A 23274-nucleotide genomic window follows, 5' to 3' on the forward strand; every position below is an offset into this window, starting at 1 on the left:
CATTGATGGCTGCTGACGCGCACTGCACTGCCTGCCTTCCGAACACCGTCAGCGCACAGCGCGATCCAGCCAGCACGCAAGCCCTTGCGCGTTGAGTTCGATATCGGTGGCCAGCAGCTGCGCCACGCCCGCATCGTCCAGCTGGCAGCCGTGCTGCCGGGCACGCTCCAGATACAGCGCGGTCAGCGCCGCCACCATGCAGCGGTGGCGATCTGGGTGTGCCGCGCAGCCCAGCGCAATCTCGGTCATCGCGTGGATCTGCTGTACCAGCGCCTGCGCCAACGGGCCGGGCGAGTCGACCCGGCCATAGTGGGTGAGATACATCGCCTGCGGCGCGGCCTCCATCAGCCGCGCGATCGAGTGCAGCATCGCCTCCGGTTCGAACTGCACCGGCGAGGACGTCGGCAGGATGAAGGCACCTTGCGCACTATCGAGCTGGCGATACGACAGGCCGAAGGTATCGCCGGTGAACCAGCTGCGGCTGCGCGCATCCCACACGCACAGGTGGTGCCGCGCATGTCCGGGCGTATCGACCGTGCACAGCGCGCGCGCGCCGAGCAGCACCGCCTGCCCGTCCACGGCCTCCACCACCCGTTCGGCCGGCACCGGCACGATCTGGCCATAGCTGCGCGCCATTTCGTCCTGCCCATACACCGCAGTGGCACCGGCAATCAGGCGGGTGGGGTCGATCATGTGCGGCGCACCGCGCGGATGCACCAGCACGCGCGCATTGGGCAGGTGCTGCAGCAAGGCGCCGGCACCGCCAGCGTGATCCAGATGCACATGGGTCAGGATCAACCAGTCCACCTGCGCCGGCGTCAGCTCCGCCAACTGCAGGGCAGCCAGCAGGCGCGGTACCGACAACGAGGTCCCGCAATCGACAAAGGCTGCGTGGTGCCCCTCGACAATCAGGTACGCCGCATCGAACTGCGCCCCGCCAAAGCCGGTATCGATGGTATGGATGCTGGAATCAACCAGTGCTGTCATTGCGACTCCGTAGCTGCACGACGAGTGACGCCCCGACCGTACCATTATCGGCGCGCCGTGCCGCGCCGTGTCGCCATTGGCGCGCCGTCAGTGGCGTTCTCCGGACTGCGCCACACGCACCGGAACGTGCGCCGCGGCAGCGGCATACAAACGCGCCCCCTGATTGCGGTAGCGGTCCGGGATCATGGGCTCCGGTCGAGCACCGCAGCGGCGCAGTCAACGACTTCGCAGCTGCGGCACAGATCCAAGTCACCGCGCACGCAATGCCGTAGGTTTCGGGCAAACGATGACGATGTGCCCAACACGGTCGAGCGCCGGACACACGCATCGCTCAGCCTCCTGCACGACGCGCGATGCACTGGCCATGCATCCAGCCAGGCCCCGCCTTGCCGTTGCGATCAGGCCTCGCGCAGCGCCTGCAGCGCGGCAAGAACCACATCGGCATCGGCCTGGGCATGCACACCGGGCAATTGCAAATCGCTGGCCTGCACGGCCTGCTTCAGGCGCGCGATCAACTGCCCGGCATCGCGTGGCGAGGCAAAGCCATCGCTCTGCAGCAGCGAGGCGCCGGCACCATCGTTCAACTTGAAATAGAACTGCCCGTCGCTGTCGCGGTATTGCTTGAACACCGGCAAGGCGATTTTTTCGCCAGCCTGCACCGCCACCGGGCCCGCCTGATCGGACAGGTCGCGCAGGCCCACCGCATCGCGCAGCTGGGCCAGCAGCGGGGTGGCGTAGCGCGCGCGCAGGCGTGCACCGCCGGCGCGCAGGATCGCTTCGATCCTGGCCGGCTCGGCCATCAGTGCCTCGTAGCGCGTGCGCAGCGGCGCAATCTCGCGGTCGATGCGCTCGAACAGCTGCTGCTTGGCGTCGCCCCAGCTGATCCCTTCGGCAAACGCCTGCGCGAAGGCCGTGGTCTCCGCCGGCGTGGCGAAGGCCTGGTACAACTGAAACAGCGCCGAACCCTGGGTGTCCTTGGGCTCACCCGGCGCGCGCGAATCGGTCACGATGGAGAACACCAGCTTGCGCAGCTCCTCGCGCGGGGCGAACAGCGCGATGGTATTGCCGTAGCTCTTGCTCATCTTGCGGCCATCCAGGCCCGGCAAGGTGGACACCTGCTCGTCGATCACCGCATCGGGCAGGGTAAAGAAGTCGTGGCCGTACACATGGTTGAAGCGCTGCGCGAAGTCGCGCGCCATTTCGATGTGCTGGATCTGGTCGCGCCCCACCGGCACCTTGTGCGCGTTGAAGATCAGGATATCGGCCGCCATCAGCACCGGATACATGAACAAGCCGGCGGTCACGCCGGCATCGTCGTCCTCGCCGTCGGCGCGGTTCTTGTCCACCGCCGCCTTGTAGGCATGCGCGCGGTTGAGGATGCCCTTGCCGGCCACGCAGGTCAGCAGCCACATCAACTCGGTGGTCTCCGGCACATCGGACTGGCGATAGAACCACACCTTGTCCGGGTCCAGCCCGCAGGCCAGCCAGCTGGCGGCGATCTCCAGGGTGGAGCGCTGCGTACGCGCCGGATCCTGCGCCTTGATCAGGCTGTGCAGATCGGCCAAGAAATAGAAGCTCTCCGCATCGGCGGCAGCGCTGGCCTGGATGGCGGGGCGGATCGCACCGACATAGTTGCCCAGGTGCGGTGTGCCGGAGGTGGTGATGCCGGTAAGAACGCGAGTGGTCATCTGCAAAGGCCAGGGAATCAGCCGGCAAGTTTAACGGTTCCGCGCCGCCCCATCCGCCTCCCCGCCGCTGCCGTTGCCCCACAAGAGAGCGGGCCGCATGCGGCCCGCTTTCCAGACGACCTGCTCAACCCAGGGGCGAGCGGGCGAGTTGCCTCAGCGGTCGTCGTGCAGCGACTTTTCGAAGGCGCGCACCTCGGTCTGGGCGCGGTCGCGGTCCCAGCCATAGCGTTCCTGCAACTTGCCCTGCAGATATTCGGCATTACCTTCTGCAACCTTGAAGTCATCGTCAGTGAGATCGCCCCACTTGGCCTGCATCTGACCCTTGAGCTGGGTCCACTTGCCGGAAATGATGTCTTTGTTCATTGCGGTTCTCCGCTGCATGCGGTCGCGATTGACCGTGTGCCCAGAGTGGGATCGGCACCGTTGCGCACAGGTCAAGAGATGTCTAGCCCATGCTCACCGTGATGAATGGTTGCCGTGCGTAAGGCCTGTCGCTAGCGGCCGGCCTGTAGCGTCGCTGGAGACAATGCCATAAAAAACGGGCCTTTCGGCCCGTTTGTATTCACCGTTGCAGCAAGTGGATCACCTGCGCGCGGCATCTTCCACCTTCTCGCCAGCGCCCTGCACGTCCTTGCCGGCACCTGCGACGGTGTTGCAGCCCGACAGCATACCGACCGAGAACACCGACAGCACCAGCAGCACAATTGCACGCTTCATAACAGACTCCTTCATGGGTAAGCGGCGCGTTGCCGCAGATCAATCAAATCGAACAAGCACCACGCAACGGTGGCGAATCAGCACTTACCGTCGCTGCATTTTTCGGCGGTCTTCTCGACCTTGTCGCCCGCGCCCTGCATGTCCTTGCCGGCGCCGGCCACGGTGTTGCAGCCAGTCATCACGCCGGCCGAAAACAGGCCCAGCACCATCAGTGTCAGCAGTCGCTTCATAGGTCTTCCTCGGTCTGCGCCCGGTGCGATCGCACCTCGCTCGGCGCCAAATCTGACTGCGCGGACGTGGATTTGATGTGAACGGCAGCGTGCCGCGTTCAGCGCTGGATCAATCTCGCATCAGGGTCGACTTGCCGAACAGGCTCTCGACCAGATCCACCGCCAGCTCGGCAGTGGCATTGCGGTTGTCCAGCACCGGATTGAGCTCGACGATATCCAGCGACCCCATACGGCCGGTGTCGGCAATCATCTCCATCACCAGCTGCGCCTCGCGATAATTCGGGCCGCCCGGCACCGTGGTGCCTACCCCTGGCGCAATGCTGGGGTCGAGAAAATCCACATCGAAGCTCACATGCAGATGAGTGTCGGCGCTCATGCCCTGCAGCGCCGCTTCCATGGTGCGCTTCATGCCGGCTTCGTCGATGTAGCGCATGTCGTAGACGTCGATACGGTGCTGCTTGATCAGCCGCTTCTCATCCGGGTCCACCGAGCGGATGCCGATCTGGCGCACCTGCTCGGGCAACAACGCCGGTGCGCTGCCACCCAGGTGGGTCAGCGCCTGCGGGCCCAGCCCGCACAGGCAGGCCACCGGCATGCCGTGCACGTTGCCCGAGGGGGTCACCTCGCTGGTATTGAAGTCCGAATGTGCATCCAGCCACAGCACCCGCAGCGGGCGACCCTGCTCGCGGCAGTACCTGGCCACTGCGGTGATCGAGCCGATCCCCAGGCAATGGTCGCCGCCCAGCATGACCGGCATGCGGCCGGCCTGCAGCTCGGCGTAGCTGGCATCCATCAGGGCCTGGTTCCAGGCCACCACCTCGTCCAGGTGCCGATAACCGGCCTGCGGCTGCTGCCACGGATTGCGTGGACCATCCAGGTTGCCCAGGTCACGCACTTCCACCCCACGCCCGGCCAGCGCCTCCTGCAACCCGGCGATGCGCAGCGCCTCCGGGCCCATCCGTGCGCCGCGGTGGCCGGCACCGATGTCGGTGGGAACGCCAATCAGGGAAACCGGCACGTACTGCGTTGCCATGCATTGCTCCAGCATCGATAAAGCCGTGCAGTCTAGTGGCGCGTCCGCGCAGTGACGCGCGGCAGCGCAGCACGGCATGTGGCTTGCATTGCGCCTGGCCGCACAACGGACGGGTTTAGATCTGCCTCAACGCGCCGCTACTGTGACGTGCCACGGCAGTTCGTGGCGCGCTGGACTTTGCAGATTCTGCTTGTCTGACCGCCCAGTGAAACACCTGAGGCTGGTGTGACTGCGCACTGATACCTGGATGGTATGGTGCGCCGGCCAGCGCAGGACACGCATCACGTACGCGCTCGAGCCATCAGCAACAGGGGGAGTTTCATGCCGCATAACGCCGTCAACCAGGTCGTCAAGGCTGCCGTGGGCGAAGTCGCGCGGGCGTCGCATTTATACGATTTGCAGCGTATCGGGCGCGAGTTCGCGCAGACCATCGAGCGCGAGCCGGGCATTGCCCTGCTGATGCTGTCCACCGCCGACGGCCGCGCCATCACCGAGCAATCCAGTCTGGGCGTGGATGGGCGCCGGCTTGCGGCAATGGCCAATTCGTTCCTGACCCTGGGCGAGACCCTGGCGCGCGAATCGGGCCTCAGTGAAGCCGACTACGCCACCGTCAGCACCCGCGGTGGGCAGCTGGTGCTGATCCGCATCCGCGCCGACAAGCCACTGACACTGACCGCCGTGGGCAGCGCCGACCTCAATGCCGCCGCGCTGTTGTTCAACGCGCGCGATTGCGCCGGCCGCCTGGCCACGGCGCTGGCACCACCGGCTGGCTGATGCCGTTGGCATTGTTCGTGCTTGCACGAGCGCACCGATTTTTCTCACCGTTTGGAAGGGGACCACCGATGTCAAAACTCAATCTGGAACACCTGCATTCGCTCGCCGGTTTCGTCGGCGCCGCGCTGGTCGACAGCGACAGCGGCATGGCGCTGGGCATGACCGGCGGCACCGAACTCAACCTGGAATTGGCCGCCGCCGGCAACACCGAAGTGGTGCGCGCCAAGCGCCGCATCGCCGAGCAGCTCGGCCTGAACGACACCATCGAAGACATCCTGATCACGCTGTCGCGCCAGTACCACCTGCTGCGTCCGCTGGAAAGCAACGGCACGCTGTTCCTGTACGTGGTGCTGGACCGCGCCAAGGCCAATCTGGCGATGGCCCGCCACGAGCTCAAGGCGTTCGAAAAGACCCTGGATTTCGGTTGATGCCTGTCCGGCGGCGCACCCGCGTCGCCGGCCCTGCCTGCCGGTGCGTACCGGCAGGCGTTGTCGTTCTTTTGCGCCACGCCGGCGCCCTCTCATGACCACACCCATCCACGCCATGCGGGTCGCCACGGCCGGCCTGGACCTGCTGCACACCACGCGCCTGAAACTGGCGTGCTCGCTGCTGCTCGCCGAGCGCATCGACGTGCAGCTGGGCGAGTGGCCGCAGCACGCGGCCGATGTCGTGGTGCTGGGCCTGGAAACCGCCGACGGCCTGGCTGCATGGCAGGCGCTGCAGGGCCAGCCGGTGCGCGTGCTGGTGGTCTCGCGCACACCGGTGGCCGGCGCCTGGCTCAAGCATGGCGCCACCGTGCGCGAACTCAACGAACAGATGCGCCTGCTGCTGTCCTCGCCACATGCCACTCCGGTGGCCGAGCCGGCCTTATTGCTGCGCCATTGCCGCGGTGAATTCGGTGCCGGCGTGGTGGTGTTGCGCAACGCCGGGCTGCAGGTGCGCGTGGATCCGGCCGAACACTGCCTGCATCTGCCCGCCGGCGTCGCGTTGGACGCGCTGATCGCCGCGCTGGACCGCTCCGGCTGGCAGCACACGGCCGACGATGCCCACACCCCATTGCCGCAGCGCGTCTCCTTCGAAGCGCTGTATTTCGCCTTGCCCGAGCATCTGCGCCCCGCCCTGCCGGCGGTGGAACCCAGCCACGCGCTGCAGCTGCGCCAGTGGCCGGAATTGAGCGCGCAGACCAGTTCGCCGGCGCAGTTGCTCGCCATCGCCCACCTGCATGCGCGCCCATGGCGTCCGCAGGCGCTGGCCAGCGCTTGCAAGCTCCCGCTGCAGACGGTGGAATGCCTGTTCGCCGCCGCACTCGCCAGCGGCCTTGCCCAGACTGCGGAGATTCCTGTGCCGTCACTGCCGCCTCGTCCGGACAGCAGCAGCAATTCCCGGTTCTTTTCCTGGGTGGCACGCCGGTTTGGCCTCTCTCTTTTCCAGGCGCAGTCATGAGTCTTCCAGCCAACAAACTGGTGTTCGTGGGCGGCATGGGCGCCGGCAAGACCACCGCCGTGCGCGCCATCTCCGACGTGGAGCCGGTCAGCACCGAGATGCCGCTCAGCCAGGATGCCTACGGCGACAAGACCTACACCACGGTCGCGCTGGACTACAGCTCGATCGAACTGGAAGACGGCGAACTGCTGCACGTCTACGGCGTGCCGGGGCAGAAGTACCTGGATTTCATGTGGCCGCTGGTCTGCGACGGCGCGCTGGGCGTGATCGTGCTGGCCAATGCGCGCGATCCGCAGATGCCCGAAGCCACCCTGGCGCTGCTCCGCGAGTTCGCGCAGATCGCACCCGACGCCAGCGTGGCAGTGGGCATCACCATGACCGACGAGGTCGAAGACTTCCTGCTGCCGCCGTTCCGCGATGGCCTGGTCGCCGAAGGGTTCCGTATTCCGGTGATGCGTGTGGATGCGCGCTCGGCCACCCAGATCACGTTCCTGGTGAAGTCGCTGCTGTCCTACCGCCATACCTCGGCGACCTGATTGGCTGCATGTGCTGCGCGGTGGACGCGGTGGATGTAAGAACGATAAACAAGGAATCCGGTCACGACGGGCCTGAAAGGGCGTCACGCGGGGGATGCCGCCTCTAGGGTGGCGGCGACGCGTCCATCTTCCTTGAAGTCAGAAACGCGACTCGGTCGTGATACGAATGAGCGCTGCGTCTGACTTATTCAGTATGACCAGTGCACGGAAACACCGGCATCGGGACATTCCCGACAGCACACAAGACATACCCGTGATATCTGTTAGGCAATAGCGGCGTTGCATCTCGCCGGTGTCGGTCTCTGCCGAGCCTGCGCTTGATTGCCATCTGGCCCGTATCTGGCGCAGGTGCCGCGGTGCGCCGGCGCGCGGTTCCGGCAGCACGCGGTGCAAGACGCTCTGCCCCAGGTGTCCGCACGTCGCCGTTGCAGTAGGCACAGTCGGTGCGCCCTGGCCACCGCACTCGACCACGGCATGGCCTGCCGCCACTCAGTCGAAGCACGATTGGCGCCGTCGCGCTGCTGGCTACTGGTCTGTTGCCCCGATCAGATAAAGTAGCGCGATGACAATCGAACTGAAGCCCGGCGGGCTATTGATCGCGATCGAAGGCATCGATGGCGCCGGCAAGACCACGCTGGCGCGCAGCCTGGCAACCACCTTGCAGACGGCCGGCGCGCGCGTGGTGCTGAGCAAGGAACCGACCAACGGCCCGTGGGGCACGCAGCTGCGCCAATCCGCCGCGACCGGCCGCCTGAGCGCCGACGAAGAAGCCGACCTGCTGATCCGCGACCGCCACGAACACGTGGAGACCCTGATCGCTCCCGCGCTGGCCCGCGGCGACATCGTGATCCTGGACCGCTATTTTCCTTCCATGGTCGCCTACCAGGGTGCCGCCGGGTTGCCGCTGGACGCGCTGCTTGAGCGCAACGCCTTCGCGCCGCGCCCGGACGTGCTGCTGCTGCTCGACCTGCCGCCGCCGACCGGCCTGTCGCGCATCCGCGCCCGCGGCGATGCGCCCAACCATTTCGAAACCCAGGACAACCTGGAACGTTGCCGCGCAATCTTCAACGGCCTGCAGTTGCCGGGCAAACACGTGGTGGACGCCAGCGCCGACGCCGACAGCGTACTGCGCCAGGCATTGGCACGTGTGGTCGCCGCCGCAGCGCAGCGCCTGCGCAGCAACGCGCACGCCGACGCCGGCACTGCCGCGCTGCAGTTGCTCTCGGCCGGCCGGCCGGCCTGAGCAACGCAGCGCAGCGTCACCGCCTCTCGACCGTGGTGGCGCGCGCAGCCTGGAACTGGCGAGCTCACCGCCTGGACGAAGCGCATGATGCTGCCGCGCGCAGCACGCTCGCTTCAAGCAAGACGCACGCCGCACGCCGCGAAAAACGCAGCGATTCGGAAATAGCCAGGGACAGCCTGCAAGATGGTGCCGGCACCCGGATTCGAACTGGGGACCTACCGCTTACAAGGCGGTTGCTCTACCAACTGAGCTATGCCGGCAAAGGCAGGCGCGTTGCGCGCCGGTGCGCATTCTAGCGCAGCGCGGCGCAATCTAGCGACCGCTGGCGCGTTGCACCTGCGGCGCCCTGCAATGCCGCGGCCGCCAGCGTGCTGCGCACATCGAGCCACCAGCGCGACCGACCGCTGCCGCTGGGCACCAGCTGCGCAGGAAACCCCGCGCTCACCAGGCTCGCCTGGCGCCGCTCGGCGCGCTCGCGGCTCTGGTACTGCCCCAGCGCAACGGTATTGCCCTCGCCTTGGGCGATCACGTAATAGTCGCCGATGCCGGCGGCCGCAATCCGCTTGACCAGCGCCTGCGCCGCCGCGCGGTCGCCCACGTTGGGCAGCATCACCCGGAAGGTGCTGACGCCGGCGTCGGTGTCTTCGCGCACGCTGGCGCGACTCACCTGCCCCCGCAGCCGCGTCAACGCGGCATCGGCATCGCTGCGTGCCGTGTACGGCCCGAGACTGGCGCAGCGCTCGGGCGCAAGCGGTGCTGCTGGAACCGTCGATGCCGGCGTTGCCGCGGCGGTGGCCGCGTCGACCGACGAGGCATCACGCACGGGCGGCGCCGGCGTCCCGGCCGGCGGGGGAGCCGTCCCGGCACCTGGGTTGGCGGCGTTGGCCGCAGCTGCACCCGCTGCCGTCGCGGATGCCGGCGTGCTGGAAGCCGGCATTGCGCCAGCCTCCGGTTGCGCTGCGCTGGCCAGCGACGGCCGCGGCGCACCGGTCGCCAGCATCGGCAACACCTCCAGCCGCGCCACGCCGGTTGGCTGCGGCGGTGCGGCCGGCAGTGCCGGCGGCGGCTGCATCGCCCACCACAACGCCACTCCGGCATTGAGGACGATCAGCACAACGATAAGCGCACGTACGTACATGCCTGGATTCTAAGCGCAGGACGAATCGGTCGCCCAGGTCGCCAGGCCGTCCAGCACCAGTGCGGCGCGGAAGCTGGCATCGGGCAGCAACGGCAGCAATGGCGGCGCGCCACCGCCATGCACCAGCAGTCGCACCGGCACGCCCAGGCTGCGGTGTGCGTGATGCAGGCTGCGCTCGATCAACGCCACCGCGGCGCCGTCGCAGCCGGAGGTCAAGGCATCGTCGGTGTCGTTGGCCAGCTCGACATAGTCGCCGCCGCTGGCCGGCAGCTGCACCGCGCGCGCATGCAGCGCCTGCCGCATGGTGGTGGGCGAGGCGGCGATGCGCCCACCGTGGTGCTGGCCGTCGGCACCGAGCACATCGATGGTCAGGGCCGTGCCCACCCCGGCCACCAGCACCGGTGCATCGCCCCGCGCACCCAGCAAGGCCAGAAACCGATCCACGCCAAACCGGCTGGGGTCTGCGTAGGCGATGCGGATGCCGGCGCAGTCGGCCACGGTGCGTGCGATGCGCACCTGCGCGAAACGCTCCTGCAGGCAGCCGATCACGCGCTGCGTCAATGCCGGCGCCGCCACGCTGGCCACGTGGGCAACGCGCCCGGATGGCAGCGCCGCCAGCGCGGCCGCATCCATCGCTTCGGCGCCATGCGCCCAGGCCTGCACCTCGCCTGCGCGGTTGCCGTGCAGCGGCGCGTACTTGAACCGCGAATTCCCCAGGTCGAACAACCACTCGCTCATGCAGGTCTCACGCTGACTTCTCCGGAGTGGAACAGCCGTTCGGTCTCGCCCACCTGCACCCGCAAGGCGCCGTCGGCGGCCAGGCCGAGGGCGACGCCGCGATGCAGGCTGCCAGCCTCCTCCACCTGCACCGTGCGGCCGCGCAACACATCCAGCGCCGCATAACGGGTCAGGAACGCAGCCAGCCCTTGCGCTTCGAACAGGTCCAACGCCGGCAACAACGCCGACAGCACCGCGGCCACCACGGTATCGCGCGTCACTGCGCGGCCGGCCAGGGTATCCAGGTCCACCCACGGTTGGTCGATGGTGGCCGCAGCCGCTGGCGGCATATGCACGTTCAAGCCCAGGCCGATCACGGCGCGCGCGTTGCCCGCCATCTCCCCGCCGCCTTCGATCAGCAGCCCGCCCAGCTTGCGCTCGCGCGCCAGCAGGTCATTGGGCCACTTCAGGCCGACATCGGCGAACCCGCAGCCGCGCAAGGCCTCGGCGACCGCCACGCCAACTGCCAGGCTCAGCCCGGCCAGCTGCCCCAGCCCGCCGCTGAACCGGCGCGAGGCCGACAGGTAGATATGCGCGCCCAGCGGCGAGGTCCATTGCCGCCCGCGGCGACCGCGCCCGCCGGTCTGGCGCTCGGCCAGCAATACCTCCACGCCGCGCTCCGGTGCCGCACGCGCCAGCAGGCTGGTATTGGTGGATTCCAGCGTCCAGGCCACATCCAGCGCCGCCAGCCCGGCGGCGGCATCAGCGGTCATGGCGGCGCGGATGCGCGCGGCGTCCAGCAGGTCCAGCGGTGCAGCCAGCCGGTAGCCATCGCCAGCGCGTCCTTCGATCGCCACGCCTGCGGCGCGCAAATTCTGAATGCGCTTCCACACCGCGGCGCGGGTCCAGCCCGCATCACGCGCCAGCGCATCGCCGGACAGCCGGCCGCTCGCAAGTTTGGCCAGCAACGCGCGGTCGTCCACGGCAACGGTTCCCAAATCGAGACGCGAAAGTATGCGCCATGGCTTCCCGGCCGCCCAGCGCGGCTTGCGTGAGGGAGTGAAAACCGCGTTATGATCGGCGACTCACGCCGCTTGCCCTGGATGTGGACGATGCGCCGACTCACGGTTTGCCTGCTTCTGTTGTTGGCTCCGCTTGCCGCCCTGGCATCGGACCAGTTGACCGACGGCGATCATGACAGCTGCGTCAGCTCCAACTCTGCCGCACGTGGCAGGACGCCCAACGGCGAACCGGCCACACCGGCACGCACGCCGCCACAGCACAAGCCCGCACCTGCCACCGGCGGTGGTGGCAGCGATGGCGACGGCCTGTTTCCGCGCATGCGCATGATGCCGCGCTGGCACAGCTTCCTGCCGGGCATGTTCCGCTGATCCAGTGGGTGATGCGCTGGCTGCGCCGGCCGCCGCTGGAGATTCCCGACGCGTTGTGGCATCCGGTCTGTACCGAGTGCGCCTGGGTGGCCGCGCTGGATCCGCTACGTCAGCAACGCCTGCGCGCACTGTCCGCGCAGTTCCTGTATCAGAAAACCATTTCGCCGGTCGATGGCCTGCAGCTGCAGCCCCGGGATCAGGTCTTGCTGGCAGCCACCTGCTGCCTGCCGCTGCTGGAGTTCGGGGCCGCAGGGTGGCGTGGCTGGTCGCAGCTGATCGTCTATCCCGATGCCTTCCGCGTCCAGCGCACCCACCTGGATGCGGCCGGCGTGATGCATGCCTGGGACGACGCCTTGATCGGCGAGGCCTGGGAACAGGGCCCGCTGATCGTCAGCTGGGCCGACGTGCAGGCAGACCTGCACGACCCGTGCGCCGGGTTCAACGTGATCGTGCATGAGATGGCGCACAAGCTCGATGCCCTGGATGGCGCGCTCGATGGCACCCCGCCACTGCCGCGCGAGCTGCAGCGCCGTTGGGCACGCGATTTCCAGCAGGCCTTCGATGCGTTCTGCCAACGGGTGGAGGCCGGCGAAGACACCGAGATCGACCCGTACGCTGCCGAAGCGCCGGAGGAATTCTTCGCGGTCGTCAGCGAATACCACTTCTCCGCGCCGCAGGTGCTGGAACGCCTGATGCCAGCGGTGGCCGCACATCTGGTCGGCGTGTATGGGCCATCGCCGTTTGCGTCACCGCCGGCGCGTTGAGGGCGCTGCGCGGTGGCGGTGGCTGTTTCGTGCTCGAGCCATCGCTTGCGACGCAGGTAGTGCAGCCAGCCGCTTCGACAACTGCGCAAACACCATCGCCGGTCGGCGCGCCCTACACCAGGCCAAGATCCCGCGGCGTCGCGCCCGGGAACACACGTTCCAGCTGCGCTGGCGAGAGCCCCCACAGCCGCTGCAGCACGCCGCCGAACAGGCTGCGGTAATTGGTCAGCACCGGATAATCGCGATTCTGCAGCAGCTGCGCCTGTTCCACGGCAACCTGTTCGCCCGCGATGCGCCCGCCGTGCACGCCGCCGCCCAACGCCCAGTAGGTGGTGCCATGGCCATGGTCGGTGCCCTTGCTGCCGTTCTCGCGGAAGGTGCGGCCGAACTCGGAAATCACCACTACCACGGTGTCGTTCCAGGCTGGACCCAATGCATCGGCGTACGCAGCCAAGCCTTCGCCCAGGTTGCGCAAATTGTTGGCCAGGCCGCCTGCGACACTGCCCTGGTTGGCATGCGTATCCCAGCCGCCGACATCGACGAACCCCAGGCGATAGCGCTCGCGCATCAAGCTCGCCATGCGCCGGGTTTCATCGGCAAACGTGCGCGCACTGGCGGCGCCACGCCCGGCCTGCTCCATCTCCTCGCGCAGCTGCGCGGTGACCTGCTGACGCAACGCCAGGCCGTCGCGCGCCGCGGCCGCCAGCGGCGTGCTGTCGTACATCTGCGACAGGATCTGCGCCTGGCGCGCGTCCAGTCCGCCCTTGCCGATGCCCCTCAACGACACGTTGGGCAGATCGCCGCCGCCTTGAAAGGTCAGCGGCAGCGAATCGGTGAAGGCAATCGCCGGCACGCCGCTGAGTACACCCGACAGGCGCGCCATGAAACCGGAACGGTAATCGCGATGCTTGCCGGCCTGGCCGGATTCGATATCGTCCTGGGTTTCGAAATGGCTGCGCGAGGTGTCGTCGGTGCCGGCGAACGGCACGAACGCCAGTTGCCGGCGTTGCCACAGCGGCAGCAGCGCATCGCGCATCACCGGATTCAGACCCCACTGCGCATCCAGCGCGATGGCGCTATCGGGATTTGCAGGATCCGGCCGCGCAATCGCCAGCGTGGGCCGCGACTGGTAATAGAAATCGCTGGCATGCGGCACCAGCAGGTTATTGCTGTCGTAGCCGCCACGCAGGAACACCACCAGCAAGCGCGCACTGTCGCGCGGGGCGGCAAACAGGCGGCCGGTCCACGGCAGGCTCGCGGCGGCGGCAGAGGCAAGCAGAAAACGACGACGTTGCATGAGGGTTCTCCTGCGGCGATGACACACCGCCTGCGGTGAATCAGCGATAGTTGAAATCCGGCGACGACAACAGGAAGCCATTCCACTCCGCCGGCGAGCGCGCCTGCTCCAGCGCCTGCCGCGTCCCCGCCGACACCGACGGTGCCAACCAGCGATACGATGCGCGCGCATCGATCTGCGTCAGTGCGGGAATCGGCGTATCGGTATCGCCCTCGCGCCGGAACAATTGCTTGGGCCCACTGCCCAGCGAACGCGCCACCTCGAACCGGCGTGCCAGTTGCCCGGAGCTGGTCCAGGCCTGCGATTGCAGCGACCACCCATCCGGGGTGATGCGGCCGAACAACGGCTCGCCCAGTTGCTGCACCCAGCTTGCCATCGGTGCGGCATTGATCACCGGCTGGTCCTCGTAGGCCAGCCGCATCGCCGACACCACGAAGCGGTTCGGGTCCTTGAACTTGCGCGGTTGCGCCTGTGCAAATTCCGCAGACGCCAGCATGGTCTGCATGACCTTGGCGATATCGCCATCGCTGCGCTGGAACGTGCTGGCCATGCGCGCAACCAATGCAGCCGGTGGCGTGTCGCTGACGAAATACTCGGCCAGGCGTTGCGACACGAAATGCGCGCAAGCCGGCTGGCGCACCAGCAGGTGTACCGCCTGTTCGATCTCATCCAGCCCACCACCGACAATGCGCTGGCCCAGCAGCAGTTTGTCGCCGGGCTGATGGCGCGCCGGATTGAATTCGAACAATCCCTTGCGCACCACTGGCGGCTGACCGGGCTTGGTCGCCGGCAGCGGCGGCGCACCCTCTGCCTTGATCGGCACCAAGCCAGCGCCGGTGAGGATCAAGGCCAGCTGTTGCACATCCTGCTGGCTGTAGCCGCCATGCACGCCCAGCGTGTGCAGCTCCATCAGCTCGCGCGCGTAGTTCTCGTTGACCTTGCCCTTGGCGTTCTTGGCGTTATCCAGATATTCCAGCATCGCCGGGCTTTCCAGCGTGGCCATCACCAGATCGGCAAACTTGCCGGTGGCGTTGGGGCGGATCGCGTTTTCCATGTAATCGGCCGCCATCCACTTCACCCGGCCCTTGTCGGCATACACGCTGAAGTGATTGAGCCAGAACCACACCAGTTGCTCGCGCAATTGATCCGGCGCGTACACCGCCCGCAACAGCTGGGCCTGACGGGCCTGGGTGAGCATCTGCCCGCCGCGTGCCTGCCAGTCCTTGCGCAGGGCGGCCTTTTCGTCGCCATCGGGCATGCCCTGCAGGCGGATCTTGTCGGCCTCGTACTGGGTCAGCAGGCTCACCAGGGGCGTATGCAGCGCATCGAACTGTTGCAGCTGTGCGCGGATGGGTGCCGGCAACACGGCATCGTCGCTGGGCTGCAGCAGCAGCGTGGCGTAGCGCTTGGGGCCGAGCCGCCGCAACTGGGTTGCGCTCTGGCCGTCCACGCCGTAGGTGGCGCGCTGCAGCCAACGCGTCTGCGTTGCCGTCAGCGGTGTGTCGGCAGCGTGGCCGATGATGGCGCAAGCACAGCCGGCAACCAGCAACGGGATGCGCCAGCGTCGGCGACGCACACCCGCATGGCGCATATCCACGCCAGGTGCCTGTACAACACGCTTGACCATGCGGCTCTCCATCGCGACATCCTGCAACCGGACCAGTATGGTCAAGCCAACGCACGAGGCGTTAAACGGTTGTCGGAGCCTTCGCCGCCATTGCCGAAGAGTTCATCGCATTAGGCCAGGCGTCACAGTCCCGGCGGCAGGGTCACGTCGAAGCGGGCGCCGCCCAGTTCCTGCGAACGCACCACCTGCAGCTCGCCGCGGTAGGCCTTGATCAAATCCTGAACGATCGACATGCCGATGCCGTGGCCCTGCACGCGCTCATCGCCCCGCACGCCACGCTGCAGGATCTTGGCGACATCTTCCGGCGCGATGCCAGGGCCATCGTCTTCCACCGACAGGATCAGCCCGGCACGCCGGCTCCCGGTGGTGGGACCAGGCTGGGCGGTCAGCAGCACGCGGCTGCGCGCCCACTTGAAGCCGTTCTCCAGCAGGTTGCCGAGCAGTTCCTGCAGATCGCCCGGCTCGCCATGGAAACGCGCCTCCGGCGAGATATCGAACTCGCACAGCACGCCTTTGACCGAATACACCTTCTCCAGCCCGCGGACGATTTCTTCGGCGGTCGGCTCGATCGGCAGTGGCGCGGCAAACAGCTTGTGGCCGCTGGAGGCCGCGCGCGCCAGCTGATACGACACCAGGTCGTTCATGCGACGCAGCTGCACGTCCATTTCTTCGTGCAGATCGCGCTCGGAGGCACCGCTGTCCAGCTGGGTGCGCAGCACCGCGATCGGCGTCTTGAGGCTATGCGCCAGGTCGGCCAGCGTATTGCGTTGGCGCTCCAGATTATCGCGCTCGCTCTCGATGAAGGCATTGATGCTGTCGGTCAACGGCTCCAGCTCGCGCGGATGCTGTTCGCTCATGCGCTGGATCTCGCCGCGCTGCACCTTGGTCAGCTCGTTGATGACCCGCCGCAGCGGGCGCAGGCTCCATTGCAGGATGAAGGCCTGCAGGACCAGCAACACCACACCGGCACTGCCCAGGTAGAACCACACCGCGCCCCGGAACACGCGCAGCTGCGCGCCCATCGAACGGGCGTCTTCCATCACGTAGATGGTGTATGGAATCTCGCCGCCGTGCTCACGCTCGACATAGCTCACGCCCAGGCCATAGCGATACAACTGGCCCACGCTGCCGTCGATCTGGGTCATTTCCAGCGGGCCGATGAATTCTTCCTGCCGCGGCTCGAGCATGCGGCCATGCGGAATATTCGGCCCTTCGGCCGACATCGAGGTCCAGCTTTCATCCGGCCGCACGACTTCGACGTATAGCCCGCCACCGGGCACATCGAAACGCGGATCCGGCGGCTGTCCGCCGATATACAGCGAGCCGTCGCGAACGAAATCGATATTGGCCGCGTAGGCGGAGGCGTAATTCTTCAACCGCTCGCGCAGGTTGCGCTCGGCGGTGTCGGCGAACGCGACATCCAGCGCATAACCGGCCAGTGCCAGGAAGGCCACCAGGCTAAGGCTGGCGGCCAGCAGCTGGCGCGCCTGCAAGGAGCGCGGGCGCCAGCGTTTGTACCATTTGGAGCGCCCCGGCACGAAATCGTCCTGCTTGCCGACGTGCGATCTCAGCCTTCTGTACGCGGGATGGCGAAGCGGTAGCCGCGGCCGCGTACGGTCTCGATCGGCTTCAACTCACCATCGGGGTCGAGCTTCTTGCGCAGGCGGCCGATGAATACTTCCAGCACATTGGAGTCGCGGTCGAAATCCTGCTGATAGATGTGCTCGGTGAGGTCGGCCTTGGAGACCAGTTCGCCGGCATGCATCATCAGGTATTCCAGCACCTTGTACTCATAGCTGGTCAGATCGACATTGGCACCATTGACGCTGACCGTCTGTGCCGCCAGATCCAGCGCCACCGGGCCGCATTCCAGCGTCGGCTTGCTCCAGCCCGCCGCACGACGCAGCAACGCGTTGACGCGCGCCAGCAGCTCCTCGACATGGAACGGCTTGACCAGGTAATCGTCGGCGCCCTGCTTGAGCCCTTCGACCTTGTCCTGCCAGCTGGAACGCGCGGTCAGGATCAGCACCGGGAATTTCTTGCCTTCGTCGCGCAGCGCCTTGATCAGTTCCATGCCCGACATCTTGGGCAGGCCCAGGTCGATGATGCCGACGTCGAACGGCACTTCGCGGCCCATGTAGAGGCCTTCTTCGCCGTCTTGTGCAGCGTCGACAGCAAAGCCTTCACGCTTCAGGCGCGCGGCAAGGGTCTCGCGCAGCGGAGCTTCGTCTTCGACCAAAAGAATACGCATGCACTCTCCCTAGTTACGTTATCGGCCGGCGGCCGGGGAATTTATGAGACTGAACGTGGGACTATCTACGCTCAGTGGTTATCGTCGCGTGGTGGCACGTCGGGCGCAGCCGGGTTGCGCGGTGGCGCAGACTGGGTCTGCTCCGGCTCGTACACGGTGTGCACGCGTCCGTCCTTCATGTACTTGACCCGGTTGAGATTGCCGCCGTCGAACGGCACGCGCTCTGCACCCAGGATCTGTCCACCGGTAGACCGCTGCACGTGGCGGATGGTGTCCGACAGGGTGCGGCTGCCGCCGCGCGCCGATGCCGGCATCGCGTCGCGCCCGCCCTGCCCCATCGGCGGGTAGCCCTGACTCCATGCCGACGGCGCAGCCGTGGCAGCCCAGAGGGCAACCAGGACAACAGAGCGAGCGCGGCTGAGGGAATGGGTCACAACTGGATCCTAGCGGGTTGTTCAGGAACATTCAAAATTCGTGAAACCGGCCGCACATCACACTGCAGCTGGAACCAGAAATTGAGCCAAATTCTTGATTTTGGGGGGTGAATCCGATCTGAACTTTTTAGCTTCGTGTTAACACCATTCAGTGAAATGAATGTCGGCGAGGGGTATAGCCCCTATCCACGGGCGTTCCCACCACCCGGGCAAGCCGGGAAACGAGTCAAACCGGACATTTGCGCCACCCGTTCAGCTGATGCAAGTGCCGGGCCACTCAGGCCACGACGCGCCAGGGTCGGCTATCGGTACGCTGCAAGGCCTGCTCAACCAGCTCCCAGCCGGCTCCGGGTCGGTGCGCGCCCTCGCTCAGCACCTGGCGGAAGGCCCGCCCGCCGGGCTGGCCGTGGAATAGCCCCAGCACGTGCCGGGTGATGTGCTTCAACGCCAGGCCCTGTGCCAATTGCGAGTCCACATAGGGTTGCAGCGCGCGCAGCAGCGACTCACGCGACTGCGGCGGACGCCGGTTCAAGGCCGCATCCAGCTGATGCAGCACATACGGGTCGTGGTAGGCGGCGCGCCCGAGCATGACGCCGTCGGTCTGCTCCAGGTGCGCCAGGGCGGCGTCGACAGCCGCAATACCGCCATTGAGTACCACCGGCAGCTCGGGGCGCTCGCGCTTGAGCCGATAGGCCCAGTCGTAGCGCAGCGGCGGAACCTCGCGGTTCTCCTTCGGCGACAGGCCCTTGAGCCAGGCATTGCGGGCGTGCACCACCACCATCGCCGCACCGGCGGCGACCACCTGGTCGACAAAGCTGGCGAACACCGCGTAGTCGTCATCGTCGTCCACGCCCAGCCGGCATTTGACCGTGATCGGCAGATCGGTGGCAGCGCACATGGCCGCGACGCAGTCGGCCACCAGTGCCGGCTCGCGCATGAGACAGGCACCGAAGCGGCCGGCCTGCACCCGATCGGACGGGCAGCCGCAATTGAGGTTGATTTCGTCGTAGCCCCAGTCCTGGGCGATGGCGGCAGCCTGCGCCAGCAAAGCCGGCTCGCTGCCACCAAGCTGCAGCGCCAGCGGGTGCTCCACCGGATCGAAACCGATCAGCCGGGCGCGATCGCCATGGATCACCGCATTGGCATGCACCATTTCGGTATACAGGCGGGCCGACGGCGCCAGCAGGCGGTGGAACACCCGGCAGTGGCGGTCGGTCCAGTCCATCATCGGCGCCACCGACAGACGCAAGGACGCTTCATAGCGCGATTTTTCGCGCAAATCCAATGGCTTGCCGATGTTTTCGTGTTTCTCAGTTGCGCCCATGATCGGTCAATTTCGGTAGTTTTCGGGGCGAATGTGTAACGCGTAGTGCAACATTCGGCCCGTTGTTACACTCCGGGCATGGGCTCAATCCTCACCCGCCGCCGGAAGAACGGATCAATAGGTTACACGGCCATCATTCGCGTCAAGCGCGATGGCAAGACCGTCGTTTCAGAGTCCGCCACCTTCGACCGACGCCAGCTGGCCAACGAATGGATGCGCCGCCGGGAAGCCGAGCTGGATCAGCAGCGCGCCCGCGGAGAACCCCTTGGCAAAGGCTCAACCTTGGCCGAGCTGCTGGACTGGTACGGCAAGGACATCAAGGAGCTGACGCCCTGGGGCCGAACCAAGGAAGCCGACCTCAAGCGGTTGGCCAGCTACGACATCGCCAAGAAGAACGTCCTGCGCCTGACCACCGCTGACTACATCGGCCATGTCGAGGCGCGCCGCAGGAATGGTGCCGGCCCCGCGACCGCCAACAACGACCTGATCTGGCTTCGCCAGGTGCTGCGGTCCGCACGCGCATCGCTGTCAGTGCCCATCGATCTGCAGCTACTGGAAGACGCCTCGCACGAGCTCCGGCAGCGTCGGGTGACAGGCAAGCCCAAGGAGCGCCAGCGCCGGGTAACGGCTGCCGAAGAGAAAGCCCTGCTCGACCACTTCGCCGTCCGGGACGTACGTGCCGAGATCCCGATGGCAGACATCGTCCGATTTGCCCTGCTCTCCGCCCGACGACAGGAGGAGATCACCCGTCTGAAATGGGCCGACCTCGATCGCGACAAGGGCATCGCCTGGCTGGACGACGTGAAGCACCCACGCAAGAAGGTCGGCAACCGCCGCGCCTTTCGCTTGCTGTCCGAGGCCTGGGAGATCATCGACCGACAGCCCAAGGTCATGGCGGAGGGCCCGGATGGGAAGCAGATTCCTGACCCGCGCGTCTTCCCCTACAACCCCAAGTCGATCGGCGCCAATTTCACCCGCGCCTGCAAGCTACGCGGCCTGCAGGATCTGCATTTCCACGACCTCCGCCACGAGGCCACCTCACGCCTGTTTGAGCGCGGCTACGACATCCCGGAAGTCGCCCAGTTCACCCTGCACGAGTCCTGGACGACCTTGAAGCGGTACACCCACCTCCGGCCGGAACAGGTCGAAGAACGCCCGGCAAAGGGCGCCTCCTGACTCACTTGCAATTTATATCAATACGGATATATTAATGCCCACCAAGCCAATCGAGTTCCTGGGTGACTCCCTGCGCAGCTTGCGGGAGTTCCCGGATGATGCGAAGCGGGATGCCGGATACCAGTTGGATCGCGTGCAGCACGGATTGCAGCCGGACGACTTCAAGCCCATGCCCACGATCGGCAAGGGCGTCGAGGAGATCCGGGTACGCGACGACACCGGCGCCTACCGCGTCATCTACACGGCTCGATTGGCCGATGTGATCTACGTATTCCACGCCTTCCAGAAGAAGACGCAGGCCACATCGAAACGCGACATCGACCTGGCGAAGCAACGCTTCGCTCTGCTGAGCAGGAAGTGATCATGAGCAAGACCAAGACCGAACGATTCGCCAGCGTCTGGGACGCGCTTGCCGACACGGCCGAGGAAGCCGCCAACCTCAAGGTGCGCGCCGAACTGATGCGGAAGATCGCATCGTTGATCCACGAGAGCGGCTGGACACAGGCGGCGGCGGCAGAACGCTGCGGCATCACCCAGCCACGCATGAACGACCTGCTTCGGGGTCGCATCTCGCGCTTCTCGCTCGATGCACTGGTCAACGTGGCATCCGCGCTTGGCCAGCAGGTACACGTCGAACTGCAGGCCGCATAGAGGCATTCCCTGCGACCGGAGCCAGACATGCCCGACTACAGCTTCCATATCGATCCAATCAAAGCACAAAGCGCCCTCGATCCAGATTTGGCCGTCATGCTTGAAGGCGCGCCAGGCTGGTCCGAAAACGATTGGAAGGACGTGCCCCTGCCCATCATCGGATGGCGCCTCACGCTGATGCACTGCGGGCAGACCGTCGAACATCAAGACTTCGCAGGCGGGGACGATGGCTTCCGAGATGCACAGGCCGCAGGAAAGGCATGGCTGGCCAACCATGGCGCAGACGGCATTTCGCGATGGGTGGTAGGTGTCGGAGAGGCCATGCGGCGGATGAGCTACGACCCGGCTTTCCGTTACCAGATCAGCAAGCGCGGCTTCTGACATGACCGATCGACCACTCCGCCTGGGGCCAGATCCCAATCGCACCTATCTGGAGAGACAGAACGCCATGTACCCGGACCGATACGGCCAGCCGGGCGCAACGGGAAACGAAAGCGCGAGTGACCCTCGCTGGTCCAACAGTGAAGACCCCAACCACTACGGCCCAGGATTTGTTCGATCACCGGGCAACGAGCTACTGGATGCAACAACGGACCTGATCGTCCTTGCCCTTGCAGCAGTACTCGGCTTTGTCATCACTGTCACAGCCTATCGACTGACGCATCCAGAGAACCTGACCGCTGCGTGGTTGCTCGGCTATGTCGCTACGTTCGTGGCATCCACCTTCGTAAGCGCCATCGTGCTGCACGCAGTGCGGCGCATCATATGGGCACTGATCCTGACGGCCATTGCATTCGGCATTGGGAGCGCCGCTTGGCGGCTGTGGCTTGCCTGACGAATCGCTGATCCATGTCGCTCCGCGACTGGCGTGCCGTCCTGGCACTTGGCCGCCGTCCGGGCGGCCTGCTCGCCGCGTCCTGCGGCTCGCCGGATTCTTGCGAATCCGGTTCCGTCAGCATGAGTAAAATTCGCTGGCGAACATTCCCACTATCGAGACGGGATTGTTAACAAGAACGCCTATGGATCCATCGAACAATCGACTATCCCCGGCGAGTGCAATACGTCGCTAGCTGGAGATGCTCGGCGACGATTGCAAAGTCGATGCTCTCGAACTCGACCCGTGCACGTTCGGCTGCCGACTGCTCGACTCGCAACGACGCTTCTCTCAGTCTCTTGATCTCGGAGAGGTTAGCGTCGATGGCTCGAGTGGTGCGCCGCATCCTTTCCAATAGCCCTTTGAACCTGCGGTGCCTGCGTGCACAGAGCATCCCGACGGCAACGATGGGGACAACATAAAGCGCCCATGCAAACTTCGACGTTCGATTCATCTCGCCCCTCTGAGCTTTCAGCGGATTACCCCTTACGGGGCAGAGCTTTGTCCAGTAGCTCAAAGGTCCGATCCAGATAGCGCTCGTGCCATCCGAGTTCTTCCGGATTGACTTGAACATAGCTCCGTTTTGTGCCCGTGACCATCCACTCCAGAAGTTCAGGCCTGGCCTTTGCGAGGGCGGCAACCATTTCTATGGTCGGCTGCTGAACCTGCAAATACACGTTCTTCCATCTACGAGCTTTTATTCCCGTATAGCGCTCAAGCCACGAATACTTGGATCGGCCTCCTACCAGGTCATCGATCACCCAGATCACCCGCTCTCGATAGGTCAGCCCCTTCGGAGCAACTAGATCTTGAGGCCGTACACCTTCGCCAAGGACGCCGTTTTCGTCTTTTGTCTCCATTCCGTGCCTCTGATGCCATCGGCGTAGTGTCCATAGTATGGACAGTTATCGGACTATTTGATAGACCTTATCGCACCATGTTATGGTGCGTTTCGGTCATTTTGAATGAATCACGTCCG

General features: G+C 65.8%; 28 protein-coding genes and 1 tRNA gene. 12 read left to right on the plus strand and 17 right to left on the minus strand.

What is annotated here, in order from left to right; genetic code table 11:
• Nucleotides 1-48 precede the first annotated feature (48 nt).
• The 6 genes from HG421_RS16985 to rocF all read right to left on the minus strand — a co-directional run bounded on the left by HG421_RS16985 (nucleotide 49) and on the right by rocF (nucleotide 4655).
• Entirely contained in the window at nucleotides 49-987 is a 939-nt protein-coding gene (locus HG421_RS16985) for an MBL fold metallo-hydrolase (RefSeq protein WP_169707381.1), read from the minus strand.
• A gap of 398 nt (nucleotides 988-1385) precedes the next feature.
• Nucleotides 1386-2675, minus strand: a complete 1290-nt coding sequence (locus tag HG421_RS16990; protein ID WP_169707382.1) for a tryptophan--tRNA ligase — start codon at nucleotides 2673-2675, stop codon at nucleotides 1386-1388.
• Nucleotides 2676-2828: 153 nt separating this feature from the next.
• On the minus strand, nucleotides 2829-3038 hold the full coding sequence (locus tag HG421_RS16995) for a CsbD family protein (protein WP_029221526.1): 210 nt from the start codon (nucleotides 3036-3038) through the stop codon (nucleotides 2829-2831).
• A gap of 219 nt (nucleotides 3039-3257) precedes the next feature.
• Nucleotides 3258-3392, minus strand: a complete 135-nt coding sequence (locus HG421_RS17000; RefSeq protein WP_104587691.1) for an entericidin A/B family lipoprotein — start codon at nucleotides 3390-3392, stop codon at nucleotides 3258-3260.
• Between the two features lie 77 nt (nucleotides 3393-3469).
• Nucleotides 3470-3622, minus strand: coding sequence for an entericidin A/B family lipoprotein (locus tag HG421_RS17005; RefSeq protein ID WP_011348912.1), 153 nt, complete (start codon nucleotides 3620-3622; stop codon nucleotides 3470-3472).
• A gap of 109 nt (nucleotides 3623-3731) precedes the next feature.
• Nucleotides 3732-4655, minus strand: a complete 924-nt coding sequence (rocF, locus tag HG421_RS17010) for an arginase (RefSeq protein WP_169707383.1) — start codon at nucleotides 4653-4655, stop codon at nucleotides 3732-3734.
• A gap of 321 nt (nucleotides 4656-4976) precedes the next feature.
• Here rocF and HG421_RS17015 point away from each other — a divergent pair, with 321 nt between their 5' ends.
• The 5 genes from HG421_RS17015 (at nucleotide 4977) to tmk (ending at nucleotide 8651) form a co-directional block, all read left to right on the plus strand.
• Nucleotides 4977-5429: a roadblock/LC7 domain-containing protein gene (locus HG421_RS17015; RefSeq protein ID WP_169707384.1), complete on the plus strand. Its 453-nt coding sequence runs from the start codon at nucleotides 4977-4979 to the stop codon at nucleotides 5427-5429.
• A 68-nt stretch (nucleotides 5430-5497) separates the two neighbouring features.
• The gene (locus HG421_RS17020) at nucleotides 5498-5857 is read left to right on the plus strand and encodes a roadblock/LC7 domain-containing protein (RefSeq protein WP_169707385.1); all 360 of its coding nucleotides are present in this window, start codon (nucleotides 5498-5500) and stop codon (nucleotides 5855-5857) included.
• A 94-nt stretch (nucleotides 5858-5951) separates the two neighbouring features.
• A complete protein-coding gene (locus tag HG421_RS17025; RefSeq protein WP_169707386.1) occupies nucleotides 5952-6872 on the plus strand; it encodes a hypothetical protein in 921 nt (306 codons plus the stop codon).
• Nucleotides 6869-7408 carry a GTP-binding protein gene (locus HG421_RS17030; RefSeq protein ID WP_169707387.1) on the plus strand — a complete coding sequence of 180 codons (540 nt, stop codon included), beginning with the start codon at nucleotides 6869-6871 and terminating at the stop codon, nucleotides 7406-7408. Before HG421_RS17025 ends, HG421_RS17030 begins: the two co-directional genes overlap by 4 nt.
• A gap of 562 nt (nucleotides 7409-7970) precedes the next feature.
• Entirely contained in the window at nucleotides 7971-8651 is a 681-nt protein-coding gene (gene tmk / locus HG421_RS17035; RefSeq protein WP_169707388.1) for a dTMP kinase, read from the plus strand.
• Between the two features lie 184 nt (nucleotides 8652-8835).
• On the opposite strand, the gene HG421_RS17040 is transcribed toward tmk, so the two are convergent.
• The 4 genes from HG421_RS17040 to birA all read right to left on the minus strand — a co-directional run bounded on the left by HG421_RS17040 (nucleotide 8836) and on the right by birA (nucleotide 11504).
• Nucleotides 8836-8911: transfer RNA gene (locus HG421_RS17040), tRNA-Thr, on the minus strand.
• Nucleotides 8912-8943: 32 nt separating this feature from the next.
• Entirely contained in the window at nucleotides 8944-9789 is an 846-nt protein-coding gene (locus HG421_RS17045) for an SPOR domain-containing protein (RefSeq protein WP_169707389.1), read from the minus strand.
• 9 nt (nucleotides 9790-9798) lie between these two features.
• On the minus strand, nucleotides 9799-10527 hold the full coding sequence (locus HG421_RS17050) for a type III pantothenate kinase (protein ID WP_169707390.1): 729 nt from the start codon (nucleotides 10525-10527) through the stop codon (nucleotides 9799-9801).
• Nucleotides 10524-11504: a bifunctional biotin--[acetyl-CoA-carboxylase] ligase/biotin operon repressor BirA gene (gene birA, locus HG421_RS17055; protein WP_343204219.1), complete on the minus strand. Its 981-nt coding sequence runs from the start codon at nucleotides 11502-11504 to the stop codon at nucleotides 10524-10526. The genes HG421_RS17050 and birA overlap by 4 nt, the downstream gene beginning before the upstream one ends.
• 75 nt (nucleotides 11505-11579) lie before the next feature.
• Here birA and HG421_RS17060 point away from each other — a divergent pair, with 75 nt between their 5' ends.
• Nucleotides 11580-11897, plus strand: a complete 318-nt coding sequence (locus HG421_RS17060; RefSeq protein WP_169707391.1) for a hypothetical protein — start codon at nucleotides 11580-11582, stop codon at nucleotides 11895-11897.
• Nucleotides 11898-11905: 8 nt separating this feature from the next.
• Nucleotides 11906-12661: a zinc-dependent peptidase gene (locus tag HG421_RS17065; protein ID WP_169707392.1), complete on the plus strand. Its 756-nt coding sequence runs from the start codon at nucleotides 11906-11908 to the stop codon at nucleotides 12659-12661.
• A 112-nt stretch (nucleotides 12662-12773) separates the two neighbouring features.
• On the opposite strand, the gene HG421_RS17070 is transcribed toward HG421_RS17065, so the two are convergent.
• From HG421_RS17070 to dusA, 6 genes are all read right to left on the minus strand, one after another.
• On the minus strand, nucleotides 12774-13958 hold the full coding sequence (locus HG421_RS17070; RefSeq protein WP_169707393.1) for a DUF1501 domain-containing protein: 1185 nt from the start codon (nucleotides 13956-13958) through the stop codon (nucleotides 12774-12776).
• A 40-nt stretch (nucleotides 13959-13998) separates the two neighbouring features.
• Nucleotides 13999-15585, minus strand: a complete 1587-nt coding sequence (locus tag HG421_RS17075; RefSeq protein WP_169707394.1) for a DUF1800 domain-containing protein — start codon at nucleotides 15583-15585, stop codon at nucleotides 13999-14001.
• 122 nt (nucleotides 15586-15707) lie between these two features.
• Nucleotides 15708-17078, minus strand: a complete 1371-nt coding sequence (locus HG421_RS17080; RefSeq protein ID WP_029221788.1) for an ATP-binding protein — start codon at nucleotides 17076-17078, stop codon at nucleotides 15708-15710.
• A gap of 74 nt (nucleotides 17079-17152) precedes the next feature.
• Nucleotides 17153-17836 (minus strand): response regulator transcription factor, encoded by a 684-nt coding sequence (locus HG421_RS17085; RefSeq protein ID WP_002808458.1) that lies wholly within the window; start codon nucleotides 17834-17836, stop codon nucleotides 17153-17155.
• Nucleotides 17837-17907: 71 nt separating this feature from the next.
• Nucleotides 17908-18174, minus strand: a complete 267-nt coding sequence (locus HG421_RS17090) for a hypothetical protein (protein WP_228330611.1) — start codon at nucleotides 18172-18174, stop codon at nucleotides 17908-17910.
• 373 nt (nucleotides 18175-18547) lie between these two features.
• On the minus strand, nucleotides 18548-19594 hold the full coding sequence (dusA, locus tag HG421_RS17095; RefSeq protein ID WP_169707396.1) for a tRNA dihydrouridine(20/20a) synthase DusA: 1047 nt from the start codon (nucleotides 19592-19594) through the stop codon (nucleotides 18548-18550).
• A 78-nt stretch (nucleotides 19595-19672) separates the two neighbouring features.
• Here dusA and HG421_RS17100 point away from each other — a divergent pair, with 78 nt between their 5' ends.
• Genes HG421_RS17100 through HG421_RS17120 form a run of 5 tightly spaced genes read left to right on the plus strand, consistent with a single transcriptional unit; the run spans nucleotide 19673 to nucleotide 22256 of the window.
• Nucleotides 19673-20770: a site-specific integrase gene (locus HG421_RS17100; protein WP_169707397.1), complete on the plus strand. Its 1098-nt coding sequence runs from the start codon at nucleotides 19673-19675 to the stop codon at nucleotides 20768-20770.
• Between the two features lie 34 nt (nucleotides 20771-20804).
• Complete coding sequence (locus tag HG421_RS17105; RefSeq protein ID WP_169707398.1) at nucleotides 20805-21131, plus strand: type II toxin-antitoxin system RelE/ParE family toxin; 327 nt, start codon at nucleotides 20805-20807, stop codon at nucleotides 21129-21131.
• 2 nt (nucleotides 21132-21133) lie between these two features.
• Nucleotides 21134-21421, plus strand: coding sequence for a helix-turn-helix domain-containing protein (locus HG421_RS17110; RefSeq protein ID WP_169707399.1), 288 nt, complete (start codon nucleotides 21134-21136; stop codon nucleotides 21419-21421).
• Nucleotides 21422-21448: 27 nt separating this feature from the next.
• Nucleotides 21449-21802, plus strand: coding sequence for a hypothetical protein (locus HG421_RS17115; protein ID WP_169707400.1), 354 nt, complete (start codon nucleotides 21449-21451; stop codon nucleotides 21800-21802).
• A gap of 1 nt (nucleotide 21803) precedes the next feature.
• Nucleotides 21804-22256: a hypothetical protein gene (locus tag HG421_RS17120; protein ID WP_169707401.1), complete on the plus strand. Its 453-nt coding sequence runs from the start codon at nucleotides 21804-21806 to the stop codon at nucleotides 22254-22256.
• 518 nt (nucleotides 22257-22774) lie between these two features.
• On the opposite strand, the gene HG421_RS17125 is transcribed toward HG421_RS17120, so the two are convergent.
• Nucleotides 22775-23155: a hypothetical protein gene (locus HG421_RS17125; RefSeq protein WP_169707402.1), complete on the minus strand. Its 381-nt coding sequence runs from the start codon at nucleotides 23153-23155 to the stop codon at nucleotides 22775-22777.
• Nucleotides 23156-23274 lie beyond the last annotated feature (119 nt).

The sequence above is a fragment of the Xanthomonas campestris pv. badrii genome (genome assembly GCF_012848175.1).
In the GTDB taxonomy this organism is placed as follows: Bacteria; Pseudomonadota; Gammaproteobacteria; order Xanthomonadales; family Xanthomonadaceae; genus Xanthomonas; species Xanthomonas campestris_C.